A 19,585-nucleotide genomic window follows, 5' to 3' on the forward strand; every position below is an offset into this window, starting at 1 on the left:
GCGCGGCCGCGCACGCATCGGCAGCGTACTCGCCGCCCTCCCCCGCCCTTCGACGGGGATGCGCGGCGGGCCGGGCAAAGCCCCGTACAGGAGCGCGGGGCCACCCGGGCCGGGCTCCAAATAGGGATGCGGGGCCGGTCGGGCGGGTGGTCGAATGCTCCGATGCGCAGAGTTGCTGATATCGGCAGATGTGATGATGACGGCCGGGCCGAGACCGTGGACCGGGGGCGCTTCCCGGACGCGAAAACCCCCTGGGACGACGCGGACCGCCGGGCGGAGGCCCTGGAGTGGGTGACCGGGCATCTGGCGGCCCACGGGCTGCGCGAGTCCGGCCCCCGGGAGGTGCGGCTGCGGCCCTGGTCGGTGCTCGTACGGTTCTCCGTCGCCGGTGGCCCCGGTGACCGGCCGGTGTGGTTCAAGGCCGTGCCCCCGGCCGCCGCCTTCGAGGCGTCTCTCGCCGCCGCCCTGGCCGACTGGGTGCCGGACCATGTCCTGGTGCCGCTCGCCGTCGAGGCGGAGCGCGGCTGGTGCCTGATGCCGGACGGCGGGCCGCTGTTGTGGCAGGTGCTGGACGAGGGCGCGGGCACGCTCGCGGACTGGGAGGACGCCCTGCGGAGCTACGCGGTGATGCAGCGCGCACTCATCCCGTACGCGGAGAAGGTGGCGGGTCTCGGGGTGCCCAGCGCCCGCCCGGACGAACTGCCGGAGCTGTTCGACACGCTGGTGGCGGAGAACCAGGCGCTGACCCGGGAGGAGCGGGCGGCGCTGGAGGTCCTGCGGCCCCGGCTGGTGGAGTGGTGCGAGGAGCTGGCCGCGGTGGGGGTGGCCGCTTCGCTGGACCACGCCGATCTCCACGACGGCCAGCTCTTCCGGCCCGCCCCCGGCCGGTTCGCCTTCTTCGACTGGGGCGACGCCCTGGTGGGCCACCCGTTCTCCAGCCTGCTGGTCCCCGCCCGGTCGGCCGAAGACCGGTTCGGGCCCCAGGTGCTGCCCCGGCTGCGGGACGCCTATCTGGAGCCGTGGACGGGCGACGGGATGGCGTCGGGCGATCTGCGGCGGGCGGTGAGCCTGGCATGGCGGCTCGCGGCGCTGGGCCGGGCCGCCTCCTGGGGCCGGATGTTCCCCGCTCCCGGCGCTCCGGCCGCCCCCGGCGGCGCCGAGACGGCCCGCTGGCTGCGTGAGCTGCACACCGAGCCGCCGCTGTGATCCCGGGCCGCCGCGCGTCCACCGCGCGGCGGCCCGTTCACCCCCGCCGGGAGGCGGAGCGGGCCGCATCCGGTGAGGATGAGGAGTGCATCGGCCGGTATACGGGGCAGGCGAGCGCAGAACCACGCAAGCCCGAGAAGGGACGCAGACCGTGGCACCACCCAGGATTCTCGTCGTCGGCGCCGGCTTCGCAGGTGTCGAATGTGTACGACGGCTGGAGCGCAGGCTGGCTCCGGGCGAGGCCGAGATCGCGCTCGTCACGCCGTTCTCGTACCAGCTCTATCTGCCGCTGCTGCCCCAGGTGGCCTCCGGCGTGCTCACTCCGCAGTCGGTCGCGGTCTCCCTGCGCCGCAGCCGCCGCCACCGCACCCGGATCATCCCCGGCGGGGCGATCGGCGTGGACACGAAGGCCAAGGTCTGTGTCATCCGGAAGATCACGGACGAGATCGTCAACGAGCCGTACGACCACATCGTGCTGGCCGCGGGCAGTGTGACCCGGACGTTCGACATCCCCGGGCTGCTGGACCACGCGCGCGGGATGAAGACGCTGGCCGAGGCGGCGTACGTACGCGACCACGTCATCGCCCAGCTCGATCTGGCCGACGCCAGCCAGGACGAGGCCGAGCGGGCCTCCCGGCTCCAGTTCGTGGTGGTCGGCGGTGGTTACGCGGGCACGGAGACGGCCGCCTGCCTCCAGCGCCTCACCACCAACGCGATCCGGCACTACCCCCGGCTGGACCCGAAGCTGATCAAGTGGCATCTCATCGACATCGCGCCCAAGCTCATGCCGGAGCTGGGCGACAAGCTGGGCCGGGCCGCCCTGGAGATCCTGCGCAAGCGGAACATCGAGGTGTCGCTCGGCGTCTCGATCGCCAAGGCGGCCGCCGAGGAGGTCACCTTCACCGACGGCCGGGTGCTGCCCTGCCGGACGCTGATCTGGACGGCGGGGGTGGCGGCCAGTCCGCTGATCGCCACACTCGACGCGGAGACCGTACGGGGCCGGCTGGCCGTGACCCCGCAGCTGAGACTTCCGGGCGCGGACGGGGTGTTCTCGCTCGGCGACGCGGCGGCGGTGCCCGATCTGGCCAAGGGCGACGGGGCGGTCTGCCCGCCGACCGCCCAGCACGCGATGCGCCAGGGCAAGGTGGCGGCGGACAACCTGATCGCCTCGCTGCGCGACCAGCCGCTCAGGGACTACGTCCACAAGGATCTGGGGCTCGTCGTGGACCTCGGCGGCAAGGACGCGGTCTCCAAGCCGCTGGGCATCGAACTGCACGGGCTGCCCGCCCAGGCGGTGGCGCGCGGCTACCACTGGTCGGCGCTGCGGACGAACGTGGCCAAGACCCGGGTCATGACGAACTGGATGCTCAACGCGATCGCCGGTGACGACTTCGTACGGACCGGGTTCCAGTCCCGCAAACCGGCGACGCTGCGGGACTTCGAGTACACGGACGCCTATCTGACGCCGGAGCAGATCAAGGAGCACACGGAGTCGACGGTGATCAAGCACTGAGCACCGGCGTCCGAGCCGCGCCCCCACGCACAACGGGGGCGCGGCTCACCGCTGCCGGGACAGGACCGTCTCCACCGTGTCCGCCTCCCGCGCGGTCTTGTCCTCCCGGTAGCGCAGGACGCGGGCGAAGCGGAGGGTGACACCCGCCGGGTAGCGGGTGGAGCGCTGGAGTCCGTCGTAGGCGATCTCGACGACGAGTTCCGGGCGTACGGTCACGATGTGTCCGTCCTCGCCGGTCGCCAGCTCCCGCAGCTTCTCGGTCTGCCACTCCAGCAGGGCGTCGGTGAGCCCCTTGAAGGTCTTGCCGAGCATCGCGAACGTCCCGTCGGGGCGGCGCGCGCCCAGGTGGAGGTTGGAGAGCTTGCCGGTGCGGCGGCCGCTCCCCCACTCGGCGGCCAGCACCACCAGGTCCAGGGTGTGCACCGGCTTGACCTTCAGCCAGGACGCGCCCCGGCGCCCCGCGCTGTAGGCGGCGGCCAGGTCCTTGACCACCACTCCCTCGTGGCCGCGCTCCAGGGTCTCGGCGAGGAACGCCTCGGCGGCCCGGCGGGCGGCGTCGTCCCCCGGGTCGGGGACGAGGGTGCGCCGGACCCGCAGGGGCTCGGGCAGCAGCCGGGCCAGGGCGGCATGGCGCTCGGCGAAGGGGAGGTCGAGCAGGTCCTCGCCGTCGGCCGAGAGGGCGTCGAAGAAGACCGGCACGACCGGTACGCCGGCGGCAGCGGCGGCCACGTCACGCCGCGAGCCGACCCGGGAGGCGGTCTCCTGGAAGGGGCGCGGCCTGCCGTCCTCCCCCAGCGCGATCACCTCGCCGTCCAGGATGAAGCGCTGCACGTCCAGCGCGGCCACGGCGGTGACCAGTTCGGGCAGCCGGTCGGTGATGTCGTCGAGGGTCCGGGTGTAGGCGCGGACCCGGTCGCCGTCCCGGTGGACCTGGACCCGGATGCCGTCGAGCTTCTCCTCCACGGCGCAGGGCCCGAGCTTGTCGACGGCCTCGGTGACCGAGGCGGCGGTGTGGGCCAGCATCGGCTGGACGGGGCGGCCCACGGTGAGGCGGAAGGCGGCGAGCGTGCCGGGGCCGTCCGCGAGGAGGGTCCGGGCCACCTCCGGGAGCGATCCGGCGAGCATGACGGCCCGGCGGACGTCGGCGGGCGGGGCCTCGGCTGCCTTGGCCAGCGCGTCGGCGGCGACGGCGTCCAGGGCGCCCTGACGGAGCTCCCCGGTGAGCAGGGCCTTCAGGAAGTGCTGCTCGTCGGCGGTGGCGGCGGCGAACAGGGCGCGCAGCCGTTCCTTGCGCAGGGCCTGGGACCCGGCACCGGAGACGGCCGCGAGCGCGGTCAGTTCGGCGTCGACCCCGGTGACGGTGAGGGTGGGCGCGGCGGCGGGCTCGACGGGGTCGCCGAGGCTGCGCCAGCCGACGCCGATCCGGCCCTGGGGCAGCCGTCCGGCGAGGTACGGGATGACCACGGGGACGTCCTCGGGCCCGGCGTCCCGGAAGAGACCGGCGAGGAGCGCCACCTTTCGCGAGCGGGCGGAGGTGGCGGCGACCTCCAGGGAGACCTGGGCGAGCTCGGCGAGCAGCATGCGGCCATGGTGCTACGGGCGCGGACGGCGCGCCCGCTCAAGAGGCACCGGGCGCGCCGAAAAGAGGGCGTCGCCTCATATGCGGCAAAAGAAGGCGTCGCGTCATATGTAGTTGAGGGCGGCCGCCCCGCCCACTCCCCCGAGCACCATGAACGCGGGCATCAGCACCTTCATCTCCACCCAGCTGCCGGCCCGGAACCGCATGGCCTTCGGCGGTCCGATCGGGTACCAGCGCTTGCGGCCGATCGGGATGGGCCACAGGATCGGGCATCCCGAGACGGTCAGGGAGTCCCCGATGTCGTGGACCAGGGCGCCGAGCACGATGGGCAGGCCGAGCCACATGTACTCCTGGCCGGGGGCGTCGAAGAACCAGTCGGCGCCTTGGCCGGGCTGGTCCAGGACGCCCGCGAGGATCCAGGCGCTGGTGGCGCCGAGCAGCCAGACGAGGATGTCGCTGGAGACCCGGGCGGCCCGCCAGAGCAGGCCCTCGACCGCGAGCACCAGGTGGACGAAGAGGATGCCGAGGACGGCCCAGCGGCCGCCGAAGATCGCGGCGGCGGAGCAGCCTGCGCCGATGAGGACGGCCCAGAGCCAGGTGTGGGTCAGGGTGCGGTGGCCGCCGGTGCGGCGGGGGTCGCCGGCGCCTCTGGTGGCCTTGTAGACGCTGTAGGAGAGTTTGTCGACGATGCCGCAGAGCCCCTTGGATATGGGGCCGAAGGCGCGTGAGATGGTCGCGGACTTGTGGTCGAGGTCGGGGGCGAGGGCGGCGCCCGCGCAGATCAGCGCTCCGACGACGAGGACGGGCCAGGGCATCGTGTGGCCCGCGGCGGCGGCCGCCGCACCCACCCCCAGCCAGGCCGCTGCCCCTGACAGAGAGTGTGCCGGTCCCATCATGGTCTGTTCCGCCCCCAGTGCGTCCTTGGCCCATCACCGGTACGGCGCGGGCTGGTTGAGTGCGCAGCGTATCGCCCATGATCTTGGTGGTGCCCGCCGGTTCCCTCATCCGGGCGGAAGACAGGCAAGATGGGGGGTGTGACCCTCATCGACCAGCTGCCGCAGACCGCCGACCCGGACGCCCTCTTCGAGGCCTTCTCCTCGTGGACCGAGAGCCAGGGCATCACGCTTTATCCGGCTCAGGAGGAGGCGCTGATCGAGGTGGTCTCCGGGGCGAACGTGATCCTTTCGACCCCGACCGGCTCCGGGAAGAGCCTGGTGGCCGCCGCCGCGCACTTCACCGCGCTGGCCCAGGACAAGGTGACCTTTTACACCGCGCCGATCAAGGCGCTGGTCTCGGAGAAGTTCTTCGACCTGTGCAAGCTCTTCGGTACCGAGAACGTCGGCATGCTCACCGGTGACGCCTCGGTCAACGCGGACGCCCCGGTGATCTGCTGTACGGCCGAGGTGCTGGCCTCCATCGCGCTGCGCGACGGCAAGTACGCCGACATCGGCCAGGTCGTGATGGACGAGTTCCACTTCTACGCCGAGCCGGACCGGGGCTGGGCGTGGCAGATCCCGCTCCTGGAGCTGCCGCAGGCGCAGTTCGTGCTGATGTCGGCGACGCTCGGCGATGTCTCGATGTTCGAGAAGGACCTGACCCGGCGCACCGGCCGCCCCACCTCCGTGGTGCGCTCGGCGACCCGCCCGGTGCCGCTGAGCTACGAGTACCGCTTCACGCCGATCACCGAGACGCTGACCGAGCTGCTGGACACCCGGCAGTCGCCGGTCTACATCGTGCACTTCACGCAGGCTGCGGCCGTCGAGCGGGCGCAGTCGCTGATGAGCATCAACATGTGCACGAAGGAGGAGAAGGAGAGGATCGCCGATCTGATCGGCAGCTTCCGCTTCACCACCAAGTTCGGCCAGAACCTCTCCCGTTACGTGCGCCACGGCATCGGGGTGCACCACGCGGGGATGCTGCCCAAGTACCGGCGCCTGGTGGAGAAACTGGCCCAGGCAGGTCTGCTGAAGGTGATCTGCGGTACGGACACGCTCGGCGTCGGCGTCAACGTACCCATCCGTACGGTGCTGTTCACGGCGCTCACCAAGTACGACGGGACCCGGGTGCGCACGCTGCGGGCGCGGGAGTTCCACCAGATCGCCGGGCGGGCCGGGCGGGCCGGGTTCGACACGGCTGGGTTCGTCGTGGCGCAGGCCCCCGAGCACGTCATCGAGAACGAGAAGGCCGTCAAGAAGGCGGGCGACGACCCGAAGAAGAAACGCAAGGTGGTCCGTAAGAAGGCCCCCGAGGGGTTCGTCGCCTGGTCGGAGACGACGTTCGACAAGCTGATCCAGTCCGAGCCGGAGCCGCTGAGCTCCCGCTTCCGGGTCACGCACACGATGCTCCTCGCGGTGATCGCCCGGCCGGGCAACGCCTTCGAGGCGATGCGGCATCTGCTGGAGGACAACCACGAGCCGCGTCGGGCGCAATTGCGGCACATCCGGCGGGCCATCGCCATCTACCGCTCGCTGCTGGACGGTGGGGTGGTGGAGCAGTTGGAGACGCCGGACGCCGAGGGACGGATCGTGCGGCTGACGGTCGACCTCCAGCAGGACTTCGCGCTGAACCAGCCGCTCTCGACGTTCGCGCTGGCCGCGTTCGACCTGCTGGACGCCGAATCCCCTTCGTACGCGCTGGACATGGTCTCGGTCGTCGAGTCGACGCTGGACGATCCCCGGCAGATCCTGGCCGCCCAGCAGAACAAGGCGCGCGGCGAGGCCGTGGGGCAGATGAAGGCCGACGGGGTCGAGTACGAGGAGCGGATGGAGCGGCTCCAGGAGGTCACGTACCCCAAGCCGCTGAGCGAGCTGCTGTGGCACGCCTACGACGTGTACCGCACGAGCCACCCGTGGGTGAACGACCACCCGGTGTCGCCGAAGTCGGTGATCCGGGACATGTACGAGCGCGCCATGACGTTCACGGAGTTCACCTCGCACTACGAGCTGGCACGGACCGAGGGCATCGTGCTGCGGTATCTGGCGAGCGCGTACAAGGCGCTGGAGCACACGATCCCGGACGACGTGAAGTCGGAGGACCTCCAGGACCTGATCTCCTGGCTGGGCGAGATGGTGCGTCAGGTGGACTCCAGTCTGCTGGACGAGTGGGAGCAGCTGGCCAACCCGGAGGTGGAGACCGCCGAGCAGGCGCAGGAGAAGGCGGACGAGGTCAAGCCGGTCACGGCGAACCCCCGTGCCTTCCGGGTGCTGGTGCGCAACGCGATGTTCCGGCGGGTGGAGCTGGCCGCGCTGGACCGGGTGCGGGACCTGGGCGAGCTGGACGGCGACTCCGGCTGGGACGAGGACGCGTGGGGCGAGGCGCTGGACGCGTACTGGGACGCGCACGAGGAGATCGGCACCGGCCCGGACGCGCGCGGCCCGAAGCTGCTGAAGATCGAGGAGGACCCGGCGCACGGTCTGTGGCGGGTCTGGCAGGCGTTCGCCGACCCGGCGGACGACCACGACTGGGGCATCCGGGCCGAGGTGGACCTGGCCGCGTCCGACGAGGAGGGCCGGGCGGTCGTCCGGGTCACCGAGGTCGGCCAGCTGTGAGCGGATCCCTGAGACGGAAGTGGAGAGGTACGGCATGACGAACCCGGCCGAGCGTCTGGTCGACCTCCTCGACCTGGAGCGGATCGAGGTCAACATCTTCCGGGGCCGCAGCCCGGAGGAGTCCCTGCAACGGGTCTTCGGCGGTCAGGTCGCGGGCCAGGCACTGGTGGCGGCGGGCCGGACGACCGACGGGGAGCGGCCGGTGCACTCGCTGCACGCCTACTTCCTGCGGCCGGGCCGCCCCGGCGTGCCGATCGTCTACCAGGTGGAGCGGGTCCGCGACGGCCGGTCCTTCACCACCCGCCGGGTCACGGCCGTCCAGGAGGGCCGGACCATCTTCAACCTGACGGCCTCCTTCCACCGCCCCGAGGAGGCGGGCTTCGAGCACCAGTTGCCACCGGCCCGGATCGTCCCGGACCCGGAGGAGCTGCCGACGGTCGCCGACGAGGTGCGCGAGCACCTGGGCACGCTCCCGGAGGCGTTCGAGCGGATGGCCCGGCGCCAGCCCTTCGACATCCGCTACGCCGACCGGCTGCGCTGGACGCACGAGGAGATCAAGGACGCCGATCCGCGCAGCGCGGTGTGGATGCGCGCGGTGGGCCCGCTGGGCGACGACCCGCTGGTGCACACCTGCGCGCTGACGTACGCGAGCGACATGACGCTGCTGGACGCGGTGCGCATCCCGGTGGAGCCGCTGTGGGGCCCGCGCGGCTTCGACATGGCCTCCCTGGACCACGCCATGTGGTTCCACCGGCCGTTCCGGGCGGACGAGTGGTTCCTGTACGACCAGGAGTCGCCGATCGCGACGGGCGGGCGCGGTCTGGCACGCGGCCGGATCTACGACCGTTCGGGGCAGTTGCTGGTGTCGGTGGTGCAGGAGGGGCTGTTCCGGCGGCTGGAGGGCCGGTAGAGCCCCCTCACGTACCCGGCAGGGTGTCCTGCTCGACCTCGTGGCGGCGGGTGCGGATGTCCGGCGGCGCGGGGTGGAGTTTGGCGTCGCAGGAGGGGCCGAGGCCGGTGCGGCGGGAGTCGGCTCCGGTGAGGGGGCGGCCGCAGAGGCGGCAGCGGATCAGGCGGCGGGGCGGGGCGTCCTCGGCCGCCGGGTCCGGTGCGACGGTCCCGGCGGCGCCGGGCAGCGGTTCGGGGAGGGCCTCGGGAGTATCCACGCCCCGATCCTCCCAGTACGGCTCGGTGGCCGCGCGAGGGGCGGTGGCGGGTCCGGGGCCGGGCGCCCGGTTTGCCGAACGGGGCCGGGGCCGCGTTACTGGAGTCCAGTCCCCGTGCCGTCGGCCGGGCGGAGCTCCGTCCCTCGGAGCCGGGAGCCGCGGAGGTAGCGGTATGGACATGATCCACATCCGCGCGGTGAGCCCGCCCGACCTCACCGACGCGGTCGTCGGCCTGCTCGCGGACGATCCGTGCGTGCTCAACCTGATCGTGCGGCGGGACGCCGCACGCCATCCGGAGGGCGACTCCATCGCCTGCGACATCCTGACCGGGGCGGCCAACGAGATCCTGCGGCGGCTGCGGACCCTGCGGGTCGACCAGCGGGGCTCGCTGGTCATCGAGCCGGTGGACATGGCCTTCCCCAGCGCGGCCGTGGAAGAGGGCCAGCGGTCGCTCGGACCGCTGAGACGGGCCCCGGTCTGGGAGCAGGTGGAGGCGCGCATCCGGGCGGAGGGCCGCTATCAGCCGAGCTTCTACCTCTATCTCGTCATCGCGGGAATGATCGGTTCGGTCGGCATCGTCACCAACTCGCAGATCCTGATCGTGGCGGCCATGGTCGTCGGGCCCGAGTACGGGGCGATCGTCGCCGTGGCGCTCGGGATCGACCGGAGGCGCCCGAGCGTGGTGCGGCGCGGTCTGTTCGCGCTGGGGACGGGGTTCCTCCTCACGATCGCCGTCACCTTCCTCTTCAGTCTCCTCATCCGCGGCTTCGGTCTGCAGTCGGAGGCGTTCGACCGGGGGCTGCGCCCCGTCTCCAATCTGATCAACACACCGAACTTCTTCTCGATCGCCGTCGCCACCCTGGCCGGGATCGTCGGGATCCTGTCGCTGACCGAGGCCAGGACGAGCGCGCTGCTCGGTGTGTTCATCTCCGTCACGACGATCCCGGCCGCGGCGGACATCGCCGTCTCCACCGCGTTCACCAGCTGGCCCGACGCCTGGGGTTCGCTCGTCCAGCTCGTGGTGAACATCGTCGTGCTGATCGTGGTGGGCACGGCCGTGCTCAAGGCCCAGCGGGCGATCTGGCGGAGGGTGGCCCTGCGGCACGCCCACTGCACGGGTGCGGAGGAGAAGACCTGAGGCCGCGTGGGCGCCTCTCGCATATCGGGGACACCGGGCGGATAGGAGAGTTACGGCGGAGGAGTCGGATCACGTCGGCGTCCGGCCCCGGCCCCGCACCCCTCCCGACTGTTCCGCTGCGAAAGGACCCTTGCGCATGACCGAGATCGTCCACGTGTCCGGCCCCGAGCTGGTCACGTACGCCGATGAGATGGCCGAGCTGCTGGTGGAGACCGTCGAGGAGGGCTCCTCGGTGGGGTTCCTGGCTCCGCTGGGCCGCGAGGTGGCCGCCGTCTGGTGGCGGGAGCGCGCGGCGGCCGTGGAGTCCGGGGAGGTGTCCATCTGGATCGCCCGGGAGGGGTGCCGGGTCGCCGGTACGATCGCCCTGGTCCGGGCGCCGCTGCCGAACGCCCGCCACCGCGCGGAGGTCGCCAAGCTGATGGTCCGCCCCGCCGCGCGCGGCCAGGGCCTCGGGCGGGCGCTGCTGGCGGCCGTCGAGGCGTACGCGCGGGTCGAAGGCATCACGCTGCTGATCCTGGACACCGAGAGCGGCAGCCTGGCCGAGCAGGTCTACCGCAAGGCGGGGTGGACGGAAGTGGGCTCCGTGCCGGGATACGCGGCCGACCCGGCGGGCAGCCTCAAGCCGACCACCTTCTACTACAAGGAGCTCGCCGCCCGCTGAGCGGCGGCGGGCCCCACTATGAGCACCACGCACGCGATGATCAGGGAGAGTTTCATGACGCTGCACGACATTCCGCTGCACACCCTCACCGGTGAGCCGACCACCCTGGGCGCCTGGAGCGGCCGGACCGTCCTCCTGGTGAACGTGGCCTCCAAGTGCGGGCTCACCCCGCAGTACGAGGGCCTGGAGCGGCTGCAGCAGGCGTACGGGGACCGGGGCCTGACCGTGCTCGGTGTGCCGTGCAACCAGTTCGCCGGGCAGGAGCCGGGCAGCGCGGAGGAGATCCAGACCTTCTGCTCGACGACGTACGGTGTCACCTTCCCGCTCCTGGAGAAGACCGACGTCAACGGGGCGGACCGGCACCCGCTGTACGCGGAGCTGACGAAGCTGGCGGACGCGGACGGGGAGGCCGGGGACGTCCAGTGGAACTTCGAGAAGTTCGTGATCTCGCCGGCCGGTGAGCCGGTGGCCCGGATCCGGCCGCGCAGCGAGCCGGAGTCGACGGAGGTCGTGGCGGCGATCGAGGCGCAGCTGCCCGGCTGAGCAGTGATGGCGTAGGCGTAGAGAGGGGCCGTCCCGGGACGGCCCCTCTCGTACGTCCGCTAGCGGATCGGCATCCCCGACAGCGTACGGGCGATCACCAGGCGCTGGATCTCGCTGGTGCCCTCGAAGATGGTGTAGATCGCCGCGTCCCGGTGCATCCGCTCCACCGGGTACTCCCGGGTGAAGCCGTTGCCGCCCAGGATCTGGATGGCCTGGGCGGTGACGCTCTTGGCGGTCTCGCTGGCATAGAGCTTGGACATGGAGCCCTCGGCCGAGGTGAACGGCTTGCCGGTGGTCGCCATCCAGGAGGCGCGCCAGACCAGCAGCCGGGCCGCGTCGATGCGGGTGCGCATGTCGGCGAGCTGGAAGGCGATGCCCTGGTTGTCGATGATCGGGCGGCCGAACTGGCTGCGGGTCTTGGCGTAGTCGAGGGCCACCTCGTACGCCGCGCGGGCGGTGCCCACGGCCATGGCGCCGACGGCCGGGCGGGAGGCCTCGAAGGTGGCCATCGCCGCGTTCTTGACCCGCTCGCCGCCCGACTTGGCGCGCTCCCGGGCGCGGGCGAGGCGCTCGTCCAGCTTCTCCTTGCCGCCGAGCAGGCAGTGGCCGGGGACGCGGACGTCCTCCAGGACCACCTCGGCGGTGTGGGAGGCCCGGATGCCGTGCTTCTTGAACTTCTGGCCCTGGGAGAGGCCGGGGGTGGCGGGCGGCACGATGAAGGAGGCGTGTCCCTTGGAGCCGAGGTCGGCGTCGACGACGGCGACCACCACATGGACGTTGGCTATGCCGCCGTTGGTCGCCCAGGTCTTGGTCCCGTTGAGGACCCACTCGTCCTTGGCCGCGTCGTAGACCGCGCGCGTGCGCATGGAGGCGACGTCGGATCCGGCGTCGGGCTCGGAGGAGCAGAAGGCGGCGACCTTCACGTCGTTGGCGTCGCCGTACATCTGGGGGATCCAGGTGCCGATCTGCTCCTCGGTGCCGTTGGCGAGGACGCCGACGGCCGCCAGGCCCGTACCGACGATGGAGAGAGCGATGCCCGCGTCACCCCAGAAGAGCTCTTCCATGGCCATGGGGATGCCGAGCCCCGTAGGGTCGAAGAACTGCTGGGCGTAGAAATCGAGGGAGTAGATGCCGACCTTGGCCGCCTCCTGGATGACGGGCCAGGGCGTCTCCTCACGCTCGTCCCACTCCGAGGCCGCGGGGCGGATCACCTCCGCCGCGAAGCCGTGAAGCCAGTCACGGACCTGCTTCTGGTCGTCGTTGAGATCGAGCGTGAACTCGGCCATGTTCCCCTCCATGCACTGCCGTGAAAGCATGCGTTACTTGCGGTAACCGCAGTCTGTTACCGGACAGTAGCCGCTGTCAACCGCCCCGGAGCTGATCGACAAGGGCGCCGGGCGTGGTGTTACGTTGCGCAGGCGCGAAGAAGCAGACGTGAAGAAACTGCATGGCCAGGGGCGGGAGAGACGACATGGAGACCACACGCGGCGCCGAGCGGCAGCGGACGGCGGCCGAAACCCGCCGCCGCGAACTGCTCGAAGCAGCGGACCGGGTGGTGCTCAGGGACGGCCCGCAGGCGTCGATGAACGCGATCGCCGCCGAGGCCGGGATCACCAAGCCCATCCTCTACCGCCACTTCGGGGACAAGGGCGGCCTCTACCGCGCGCTGGCCAAACGCCACACCGACGCCCTCCTCAGCGCCCTGCGCGCGGCCCTGGACGCCCCCGCCGAGCGCCGCGCACGGGTCGAGGCCACGCTCGACACCTACCTGGCCGCGATCGAGGCCCGTCCCCAGGTCTACCGCTTCCTGATGCACCCCGCCGACGGAGCGGCCGACTCCGCCACCTCCGCGGAGGCCGCCTCCCCCGAGCAGGGTTTCGACGTCGGCCGCCACTCCGCCCCGCTGCTGCGCCGGCTCGGCGAGGAGCTGGGCCAGGTGATCGTCGAGCGGGTGGACCTGGGGCCGGACGGCGAGCAGATGGCGCGCATCTGGGGCCACGGCATCGTCGGCATGATGCACGCGGCGGGCGACTGGTGGCTCGCCGACCGGCCCTGCTCCCGCGAGCAGCTGGTGCGCAGCCTCGCCGACCTGCTGTGGGGGCGGCTGGCGGAGGCGGGCGACCGCGACGTCAAGGGCGGCCCGGGGTTCTGACCCGCCTGCGTCCTCGTACGGTGGCCCGCCCCGTCTCCCGTAAGGGGGCGGCCCGGGTCCCGTACGAGGGCGGCCCGGGGCCCGCAGGAGGGCGGCCGCCCGGGGGTTCCGACCCCGTACGCCTCAGGCTTTACGCTTTACGCGCCCACGGCGCCCGGCGCGCCGCCCGCAGCGCCCGGGACCTCCGCAGCCCGGTCAGCCGGTCGGTGTAGACCCTGCCGTCCAGGTGGTCGCACTCGTGCTGGAGGCACCGGGCGAACCATCCCGTCCCCGCGATCCGCACCGGCTCACCCGTCATCGTGAGGCCCTCGACCACCGCGTGGTCGAAGCGTTCCGTGCCCGCTTCCAGACCCGGAAGTGACAGACAGCCCTCCGGTCCGCGTACGGTGAGTCCGTCCGCCTCGACCAGTTCGGGGTTGACGACGTGTCCCAGATGACGGACGTCATCGTCGTCCGGGCAGTCGTAGACGAACACTTTGAGCGGGACGCCGATCTGGTTGGCGGCGAGCCCGACACCCTGCGCGGCGTACATCGTGGCGAACATGTCCTCGACCAGCTTCGCGAGCGACGGGCCGAACTCCGTGACGTCCTCACAGGCGCGGTGGAGCAACGGGTCGCCGAGCAGACTCATCTCACGGACGAGTCCGGAACTGCCGGGGATCGGGCGGTTTCGCATGGCGGTAAGCGTACGTTCCGCCGCTGCCCGGGAGTTCCCGTGGTGCCGCGGTGCGGCCGCCGTGCCGGACATCGATAGGCTGGGCGCGGACCGATGCAAGGAGGATCTAGGACGATGGCAGGCAACACGGAGCCGTTGTCGCCGCGGGCCAAGCTGGCCGTGACGGCGGGCAAGGCCGCGGCGGCGGTGTCACGCGCCGCGGGGCGGGGCAGCGGATCGGTGATCGGCGGCCGGGTGGCGCTCAAACTCGACCCCGACCTGCTGGGGCGGCTGGCGCAGCACCTGGACGTGATCCTCGTGTCGGCGACGAACGGCAAGACGACGACCACCCGGCTGATCGCCGAGGCGCTGCGGGCCGCCGGGCCCGTCGTGTCGAACGCGCTCGGCGCGAACATGCCCGCGGGCATCACCTCGGCGCTGGCCGGCGGCTCGGACGCGAAGTTCGGTGTGATCGAGGTCGACGAGAAGTATCTGGCGGGGGTCGCCCGCGACACCACCCCCAAGGCGATCGCGCTGCTCAACCTCTCCCGCGACCAGCTGGACCGCGCGGCCGAGACCCGGATGATGGCCGAGCACTGGCGCGAGGGCCTCTCCGGCTCCAAGGCCGTGATCATCGCCAACGCCGACGACCCGCTGGTCGTCTGGGCGGCCTCCTCCTCGCCCAACGTGGTGTGGGTGGCGGCCGGTCAGGCGTGGAAGGACGACGCCTGGTCCTGCCCGTCCTGCGGCGGTGTGATGCAGCGCCCCGGCGACGACTGGTTCTGCGGCCAGTGCGGCTTCCGCCGCCCCGCTCCGAGCTGGGCGCTCAACGGCGACTACGTCCTGGACCCGCACGGTTCGGCCTGGCCGATCCACCTCCAGCTGCCCGGCCGCGCGAACAAGGCGAACGCTGCCAGTTCGGCCGCCGTCGCCGCCGTCTTCGGCGTGCCGCCGCAGGTGGCGCTGGAGCGCATGTACCAGGTGCAGGCGGTCGCCGGACGGTACGACGTCGTCACCTTCCAGAACCGTGAGCTGCGCCTGCTGCTGGCGAAGAACCCGGCCGGCTGGCTGGAGACGTTCTCGCTGATCGACCCGCCGCCGACGCCGGTGATCCTCTCCGTCAACGCGCGCGGCGCGGACGGCACGGACACCTCCTGGCTCTGGGACGTGGACTACACCCAGCTGGCCGGTCACCCGATCTTCGTGCTCGGCGACCGCAAGCTGGACCTCGCGGTCCGCCTCGAAGTGGCCGGTCTCGACTTCCGGGTCTGCGAAACGCTCGACGAGGCCGTGCAGTACGCCCCGCCCGGCCGTATCGAGGTCATCGCCAACTACACCGCCTTCCAGGATCTGCGCCGTCGTGTCGGCAACTGACCCCGGCCCCGGCCACCTCCGGAGAGGACGAAGCATGAGCAACAACGGTCTGCGTCTGGTCTGGGTCTACCCCGACCTGCTCAGCACCTACGGCGACCAGGGCAACGCCCTGGTCGTGGAGCGGCGGGCCCGGCAGCGCGGTCTGGACGTGCAGCGCGTCGACGTGCGCAGCGACCAGCCGGTGCCGACGTCCGGCGACATCTATCTGATCGGCGGCGGTGAGGACCGGCCGCAGCGGCTCGCGGCGGAGCGGCTGCGCCGCGACGGCGGGCTGAGCCGGGCCGCCTCCAACGGCGCGATCATCTTCTCGGTCTGCGCGGGCTACCAGATCCTCGGCCACGAGTTCATCAACGATCTCGGTGAGCGCGAGCAGGGTCTCGGTCTGCTCGACGTGGTCTCGACCCGCGGCGAGGGTGCCCGGTGCGTCGGCGACGTACTGGCGGACATCGACCCGCAGCTCGGGCTGGAAGCGCTGACCGGGTTCGAGAACCACCAGGGCGTCACCCATCTCGGCCCGACGGCACGGCCGTTCGCCCGGGTGCGGCTCGGCCGGGGCAACGGCACCGGGGACGGCACGGAGGGCGCGTACAACGACACGGTCTTCGGGACGTACATGCACGGCCCCGTGCTGGCCCGCAACCCGCAGATCGCCGATCACCTGCTGAAACTGGCCCTGGACGTGAACGCGCTGCCGCCCACGGACGACCGCTGGTACGAGGCGCTGCGCGCCGAGCGGATCGCCTCCGCGACGCAGCCCGCCTAGGGGTCTCGGCCCGGCCCGCCTGAGGCGATTTCCGCTCGGTTGAGCGGAGTCCAGCAAGCGGACGGCCGGTTCGTTCCCGCCACCCTGCGCCGGTAGGGTGGCGGGGATCCAACCGGACGACGTGGTCCGGTCGTCGACCCACGTTGCAAAGGTTTTCGGGCCATGCGCATTGGCGTACTCACCTCCGGCGGCGACTGCCCCGGCCTCAACGCCGTCATCCGTTCCATCGTGCACCGCGCGGTGGTGGACCACGGCGACGAGGTCATCGGCTTCCACGACGGGTGGAAGGGCCTGCTGGAGGCCGACTACCGCAAGCTCGACCTCGACGCGGTGGGCGGCATCCTGGCACTCGGCGGCACGATCCTCGGCTCCTCCCGGGTCCAGCCCGCGCATCTGCGCGACGGTGTGGAGCGGGCCCGCGGCCATGTCGCCGACCTCGGCCTGGACGCCATCATCCCGATCGGCGGCGAGGGCACACTGAAGGCGGCCAACCTCCTCTCCGAGGCCGGACTGCCCATCGTCGGCGTCCCCAAGACCATCGACAACGACATCGCCTCCACCGACGTCACCTTCGGCTTCGACACCGCCGTCGGTGTCGCCACCGAGGCGCTGGACCGGCTGAAGACCACCGCCGAATCCCACCAGCGGGTGCTGATCGTCGAGGTCATGGGCCGTCACACCGGCTGGATCGCCCTGCACTCCGGAATGGCCGCCGGTGCCCACGCCATCGTGGTGCCCGAGCGCCCCTTCGACATCGACGAGCTGACCGAGCTGGTCGGCAAGCGCTTCTCGGCGGGCAAGAAGTTCGCCATCGTGGTGGTCGCCGAGGGCGCCAAGCCCCGCGCGGGCTCCATGCAGTTCGAGCAGGGCGCCAAGGACATCTACGGCCACGAGCGGTTCGCCGGGGTGGCCACGCAGCTCTCCGGGGAGCTGGAGAAGCGGCTCGGCAAGGAGGCCCGCCCGGTCATCCTCGGCCACGTCCAGCGCGGCGGCACCCCGACCGCGTACGACCGGGTCCTGGCGACCCGGTTCGGCTGGCACGCGGTGGAGGCGGCGCACCGGGGCGAGTTCGGGATGCTGACCGCGCTGCGCGGCACCGACATCACGATGGTCCCGCTGGCGGAGGCGGTCGAGACGCTGAAGACGGTCCCGGCCGAGCGGTACGCCGAGGCGGAGTGCGTGCTCTAGCCGAACCGGCCCCTTGAGAACTGCCCCCGCCCGCAGCCGCGGTCGGGGGCAGTTCTACGCTGTACCGGACAACCGGCACGAAACGGGGACGTGTTCCCCATCGGGAGTGGGCAGATGGATCACAGCGGGCACGGCATGAACATGGATCTGCCGCCGTTCACGCTGGGACGGGGGCTGGAGCTCTCCGTGGAGCCGTTCTTCCTGACCGGCAGCCTCCTGGCGCTCGCCCTGTACGGGTACGGCGTGGTGCGGCTGCGCAGGCGCGGGGACGGCTGGCCGGTCAGCCGGGTGATCTCCTTCACCGTGGGGGTGCTGAGCATCCTCCTGGTGATGTGCACCAAGCTCAACGACTACGGCATGGTCATGTTCAGCGTGCACATGGTGCAGCACATGGTGATCAGCATGCTGTCGCCGATCCTGCTGCTCCTGGGCGCCCCGGTGACGCTGGCACTGCGTGCGCTGCCGCCGGCCGGGCGGGGGCGGACGGGGCCGCGCGAGCTGCTGCTGAAGCTGCTGCACAGCCGCTACATCAAGATCATCACGCATCCGGCGTTCACGATCCCGATCTTCATCGCGAGCCTGTACGCGCTGTACTTCACGCCGCTCTTCGACTTCCTGATGGGCTCCAAGGCCGGTCACATCGGGATGATGGTGCACTTCCTCGCCGTCGGCCTGGTCTTCTTCTGGCCGATCATGGGTGTCGATCCCGGCCCGCACCGGCCCGGCTATGTGATGCGGATGCTGGAGCTGTTCGCCGGGATGCCGTTCCACGCATTCTTCGGGATCGCGCTGATGATGGCGACCACGCCGATGGTGGGCACGTACAGTGACCCCCCGGCCTCGCTCGGCATCGACGCGCTCAGCGACCAGAACTGGGCGGGCGGTATCGCCTGGGCCTTCAGCGAGATCCCCTCCGTGCTGGTGCTGATCGCGCTGGTCTACCAGTGGTACCACTCCGAGCAGCGGGCCGCCCGGCGCTCGGACCGGGCCGCCGACCGGGACGGCGACAAGGAGCTGGAGGCGTACAACGCCTATCTCGCGTCATTGCAGGCGCGACAGTAGCGCGGGGGGCGCCCGCGGGGTGACCATGGGGACAACGGCCGCGCGGCCGACGAGGAGCGTGCGCGCATGTCCGGATCGACGAAGACCATGGGATATCTGACCGTCGGGGCGCTGGTCACGGTGACCGCGTACACCGTGGCCCTGGGAAGCAGCGGGTGGCTCTGGTTCGGCTGGGTGGTGCTGGGACTGTGCACCCTCGGCATGCTGGCCACCCAGGACACCTGACCGCGCGCTGTGGGCGGGCGCCGGGGCCTGTACCGTACGCAGCCCCGACCGTCGGCCCGGCAGAGCGAGGTGCACCCGCAAGGTGTTTTATTACGTCCTGAAGTATGTCGTGCTGGGCCCCCTGCTGCGGGTGCTGTTCCGCCCTCGTATCGAAGGGCTGGAGAACATCCCGGAGGACGGTGCGGCGATCGTCGCAGGGAACCACCTCTCCTTCTCCGACCACTTCCTCATGCCCGCCATCATCAAGCGGCGCATCACCTTCCTGGCGAAGGCCGAGTACTTCACCGGCCCGGGGATCAAGGGCAAGCTCACCGCCGCGTTCTTCCGCAGCGCGGGCCAGATCCCGGTGGACCGGTCCGGCAAGGACGCGGGGCAGGCGGCGATCCGCGAAGGGCTGGGGGTGCTGAGCAAGGGCGAGCTGCTGGGGATCTACCCGGAGGGCACCCGCTCGCACGACGGCCGGCTCTACAAGGGCAAGGTCGGGGTGGCGGTCATGGCGATCACCGCGCAGGTGCCGGTGATCCCGTGCGCCATGCTCGGTACGTTCGAGATCCAGCCGCCCGGCCAGGTTCTGCCCAGGATCAAGCGGGTCGCGATCCGGTTCGGTGAGCCGCTGGACTTCTCGCGCTACGCGGGCATGGAGAACCAGAAGGCCGCGATCCGGGCGGTGACGGACGAGATCATGTACGCGATCCTGGAGCTGTCCGGCCAGGAGTACGTGGACGAGTACGCGGCGAAGGTGAAGGCGGCCGAGCAGGAGGCGGCCCCGCCGAGGAAGTTCCCCAAGCTGCGACGCTGACGGCGGATTCGCC

At 71.5% G+C, this 19,585-nt stretch carries 19 protein-coding genes; 14 read left to right on the top strand and 5 right to left on the bottom strand.

Annotated features, from left to right (window positions below):
- The first annotated feature begins 162 nt into the window (after positions 1-162).
- Both ACFW9Z_RS17800 and ACFW9Z_RS17805 read left to right on the top strand, forming a co-directional pair.
- Positions 163-1,206, top strand: coding sequence for a phosphotransferase (locus tag ACFW9Z_RS17800; RefSeq protein ID WP_384641281.1), 1,044 nt, complete (start codon positions 163-165; stop codon positions 1,204-1,206).
- 151 nt (positions 1,207-1,357) lie between these two features.
- Positions 1,358-2,719 carry an NAD(P)/FAD-dependent oxidoreductase gene (locus ACFW9Z_RS17805; protein WP_384641283.1) on the top strand — a complete coding sequence of 454 codons (1,362 nt, stop codon included), beginning with the start codon at positions 1,358-1,360 and terminating at the stop codon, positions 2,717-2,719.
- A 45-nt stretch (positions 2,720-2,764) separates the two neighbouring features.
- Here the strand turns inward: ACFW9Z_RS17805 and ACFW9Z_RS17810 are convergent, their stop codons facing one another.
- Positions 2,765-4,300, bottom strand: a complete 1,536-nt coding sequence (locus tag ACFW9Z_RS17810; RefSeq protein ID WP_384641286.1) for an ATP-dependent DNA ligase — start codon at positions 4,298-4,300, stop codon at positions 2,765-2,767.
- A 102-nt stretch (positions 4,301-4,402) separates the two neighbouring features.
- Positions 4,403-5,194 (bottom strand): metal-dependent hydrolase, encoded by a 792-nt coding sequence (locus ACFW9Z_RS17815; protein ID WP_384641289.1) that lies wholly within the window; start codon positions 5,192-5,194, stop codon positions 4,403-4,405.
- A gap of 138 nt (positions 5,195-5,332) precedes the next feature.
- Here ACFW9Z_RS17815 and ACFW9Z_RS17820 point away from each other — a divergent pair, with 138 nt between their 5' ends.
- Both ACFW9Z_RS17820 and ACFW9Z_RS17825 read left to right on the top strand, forming a co-directional pair.
- Positions 5,333-7,846, top strand: a complete 2,514-nt coding sequence (locus tag ACFW9Z_RS17820; RefSeq protein WP_384641292.1) for a DEAD/DEAH box helicase — start codon at positions 5,333-5,335, stop codon at positions 7,844-7,846.
- 34 nt (positions 7,847-7,880) lie between these two features.
- The gene (locus ACFW9Z_RS17825; RefSeq protein WP_384641295.1) at positions 7,881-8,756 is read left to right on the top strand and encodes an acyl-CoA thioesterase; all 876 of its coding nucleotides are present in this window, start codon (positions 7,881-7,883) and stop codon (positions 8,754-8,756) included.
- 7 nt (positions 8,757-8,763) lie between these two features.
- Here ACFW9Z_RS17825 and ACFW9Z_RS17830 read toward each other — a convergent pair whose 3' ends face one another.
- Positions 8,764-9,012 carry a DUF6011 domain-containing protein gene (locus ACFW9Z_RS17830; RefSeq protein ID WP_384641298.1) on the bottom strand — a complete coding sequence of 83 codons (249 nt, stop codon included), beginning with the start codon at positions 9,010-9,012 and terminating at the stop codon, positions 8,764-8,766.
- 172 nt (positions 9,013-9,184) lie between these two features.
- Between ACFW9Z_RS17830 and ACFW9Z_RS17835 the strand changes: the two genes are divergently transcribed.
- The 3 genes from ACFW9Z_RS17835 to ACFW9Z_RS17845 all read left to right on the top strand — a co-directional run bounded on the left by ACFW9Z_RS17835 (position 9,185) and on the right by ACFW9Z_RS17845 (position 11,354).
- Positions 9,185-10,150 carry a DUF389 domain-containing protein gene (locus tag ACFW9Z_RS17835; protein WP_384641301.1) on the top strand — a complete coding sequence of 322 codons (966 nt, stop codon included), beginning with the start codon at positions 9,185-9,187 and terminating at the stop codon, positions 10,148-10,150.
- Positions 10,151-10,286: 136 nt separating this feature from the next.
- Positions 10,287-10,811: a GNAT family N-acetyltransferase gene (locus ACFW9Z_RS17840; protein WP_384641304.1), complete on the top strand. Its 525-nt coding sequence runs from the start codon at positions 10,287-10,289 to the stop codon at positions 10,809-10,811.
- 54 nt (positions 10,812-10,865) lie between these two features.
- The gene (locus ACFW9Z_RS17845; protein WP_384641307.1) at positions 10,866-11,354 is read left to right on the top strand and encodes a glutathione peroxidase; all 489 of its coding nucleotides are present in this window, start codon (positions 10,866-10,868) and stop codon (positions 11,352-11,354) included.
- A 59-nt stretch (positions 11,355-11,413) separates the two neighbouring features.
- Here the strand turns inward: ACFW9Z_RS17845 and ACFW9Z_RS17850 are convergent, their stop codons facing one another.
- Positions 11,414-12,640, bottom strand: a complete 1,227-nt coding sequence (locus ACFW9Z_RS17850; RefSeq protein ID WP_384641310.1) for an acyl-CoA dehydrogenase family protein — start codon at positions 12,638-12,640, stop codon at positions 11,414-11,416.
- 185 nt (positions 12,641-12,825) lie between these two features.
- On the opposite strand from ACFW9Z_RS17850, the gene ACFW9Z_RS17855 reads away from it, so the two are divergent.
- Complete coding sequence (locus ACFW9Z_RS17855) at positions 12,826-13,506, top strand: TetR family transcriptional regulator (RefSeq protein WP_384641312.1); 681 nt, start codon at positions 12,826-12,828, stop codon at positions 13,504-13,506.
- Positions 13,507-13,636: 130 nt separating this feature from the next.
- Here ACFW9Z_RS17855 and def read toward each other — a convergent pair whose 3' ends face one another.
- The gene (gene def, locus ACFW9Z_RS17860) at positions 13,637-14,182 is read right to left on the bottom strand and encodes a peptide deformylase (RefSeq protein WP_384641315.1); all 546 of its coding nucleotides are present in this window, start codon (positions 14,180-14,182) and stop codon (positions 13,637-13,639) included.
- Positions 14,183-14,296: 114 nt separating this feature from the next.
- On the opposite strand from def, the gene ACFW9Z_RS17865 reads away from it, so the two are divergent.
- The 6 genes from ACFW9Z_RS17865 (at position 14,297) to ACFW9Z_RS17890 (ending at position 19,572) form a co-directional block, all read left to right on the top strand.
- On the top strand, positions 14,297-15,535 hold the full coding sequence (locus ACFW9Z_RS17865) for a MurT ligase domain-containing protein (protein WP_384641318.1): 1,239 nt from the start codon (positions 14,297-14,299) through the stop codon (positions 15,533-15,535).
- 34 nt (positions 15,536-15,569) lie between these two features.
- Positions 15,570-16,298, top strand: a complete 729-nt coding sequence (locus ACFW9Z_RS17870; protein ID WP_384641321.1) for a type 1 glutamine amidotransferase — start codon at positions 15,570-15,572, stop codon at positions 16,296-16,298.
- Positions 16,299-16,460: 162 nt separating this feature from the next.
- Positions 16,461-17,486: a 6-phosphofructokinase gene (locus ACFW9Z_RS17875; RefSeq protein WP_384641324.1), complete on the top strand. Its 1,026-nt coding sequence runs from the start codon at positions 16,461-16,463 to the stop codon at positions 17,484-17,486.
- Between the two features lie 114 nt (positions 17,487-17,600).
- Positions 17,601-18,548, top strand: coding sequence for a cytochrome c oxidase assembly protein (locus ACFW9Z_RS17880; protein WP_384641326.1), 948 nt, complete (start codon positions 17,601-17,603; stop codon positions 18,546-18,548).
- Between the two features lie 66 nt (positions 18,549-18,614).
- Positions 18,615-18,773 (top strand): hypothetical protein, encoded by a 159-nt coding sequence (locus ACFW9Z_RS17885; protein ID WP_015607149.1) that lies wholly within the window; start codon positions 18,615-18,617, stop codon positions 18,771-18,773.
- An 82-nt stretch (positions 18,774-18,855) separates the two neighbouring features.
- Positions 18,856-19,572: a lysophospholipid acyltransferase family protein gene (locus tag ACFW9Z_RS17890; protein WP_384641329.1), complete on the top strand. Its 717-nt coding sequence runs from the start codon at positions 18,856-18,858 to the stop codon at positions 19,570-19,572.
- The last annotated feature ends 13 nt before the right edge of the window (positions 19,573-19,585 follow it).

The sequence above is a fragment of the Streptomyces sp. NPDC059452 genome, from assembly GCF_042750035.1.
In the GTDB taxonomy this organism is placed as follows: domain Bacteria; phylum Actinomycetota; class Actinomycetes; order Streptomycetales; family Streptomycetaceae; genus Streptomyces.

Coding starts and splice junctions, on each gene's coding strand:
- ACFW9Z_RS17855 (WP_384641312.1), top strand. CDS start 12,826: ATGGAGACCACACGCGGCGCCGAGCGGCAGCGGACGGCGGCCGAAACC.
- ACFW9Z_RS17825 (WP_384641295.1), top strand. CDS start 7,881: ATGACGAACCCGGCCGAGCGTCTGGTCGACCTCCTCGACCTGGAGCGG.
- def (WP_384641315.1), bottom strand. CDS start 14,182: ATGCGAAACCGCCCGATCCCCGGCAGTTCCGGACTCGTCCGTGAGATG.
- ACFW9Z_RS17845 (WP_384641307.1), top strand. CDS start 10,866: ATGACGCTGCACGACATTCCGCTGCACACCCTCACCGGTGAGCCGACC.
- ACFW9Z_RS17880 (WP_384641326.1), top strand. CDS start 17,601: ATGGATCACAGCGGGCACGGCATGAACATGGATCTGCCGCCGTTCACG.
- ACFW9Z_RS17810 (WP_384641286.1), bottom strand. CDS start 4,300: ATGCTGCTCGCCGAGCTCGCCCAGGTCTCCCTGGAGGTCGCCGCCACC.
- ACFW9Z_RS17815 (WP_384641289.1), bottom strand. CDS start 5,194: ATGATGGGACCGGCACACTCTCTGTCAGGGGCAGCGGCCTGGCTGGGG.
- ACFW9Z_RS17800 (WP_384641281.1), top strand. CDS start 163: ATGCGCAGAGTTGCTGATATCGGCAGATGTGATGATGACGGCCGGGCC.
- ACFW9Z_RS17835 (WP_384641301.1), top strand. CDS start 9,185: ATGGACATGATCCACATCCGCGCGGTGAGCCCGCCCGACCTCACCGAC.
- ACFW9Z_RS17870 (WP_384641321.1), top strand. CDS start 15,570: ATGAGCAACAACGGTCTGCGTCTGGTCTGGGTCTACCCCGACCTGCTC.
- ACFW9Z_RS17840 (WP_384641304.1), top strand. CDS start 10,287: ATGACCGAGATCGTCCACGTGTCCGGCCCCGAGCTGGTCACGTACGCC.
- ACFW9Z_RS17875 (WP_384641324.1), top strand. CDS start 16,461: ATGCGCATTGGCGTACTCACCTCCGGCGGCGACTGCCCCGGCCTCAAC.
- ACFW9Z_RS17850 (WP_384641310.1), bottom strand. CDS start 12,640: ATGGCCGAGTTCACGCTCGATCTCAACGACGACCAGAAGCAGGTCCGT.
- ACFW9Z_RS17885 (WP_015607149.1), top strand. CDS start 18,615: ATGTCCGGATCGACGAAGACCATGGGATATCTGACCGTCGGGGCGCTG.
- ACFW9Z_RS17865 (WP_384641318.1), top strand. CDS start 14,297: ATGGCAGGCAACACGGAGCCGTTGTCGCCGCGGGCCAAGCTGGCCGTG.